Genomic DNA, 266 nt, shown 5'->3' with positions numbered 1-266 from the left:
CGAACGCGAGCTGGAGCGCGTGATGCGCGACTTCGTCGCGCAGCGCGCCAACGTGCTGCTGTGCACGACGATCATCGAAACCGGCATCGACGTGCCCACCGCCAACACCATCCTGATTCACCGCGCCGACAAGTTCGGTCTCGCGCAGTTGCATCAGTTGCGTGGCCGGGTGGGCCGCTCGCATCACCAGGCGTATTCGTATCTGCTGGTGCACGATCCGCAAGGTCTGACCAAGCAGGCGCAACGCCGGCTCGAGGCAATCCAGC

Annotated in this window: 1 protein-coding gene; it reads left to right on the top strand. The window is 64.7% G+C overall.

All coding sequences use genetic code 11. From position 1 onward, the window contains the following. Window positions 1–266: helicase-related protein (locus SB771_RS34905; protein ID WP_410722028.1), on the top strand; the 266-nt coding region annotated here is incomplete at both ends.

The sequence above is a fragment of the Burkholderia sp. SIMBA_051 genome, from assembly GCF_046534915.1.
Classification (GTDB): domain Bacteria; phylum Pseudomonadota; class Gammaproteobacteria; order Burkholderiales; family Burkholderiaceae; genus Burkholderia; species Burkholderia ambifaria.
Note: the sequence above shows the minus strand (reverse complement) of the source record. Positions and strands in the feature narration are given on the sequence as shown.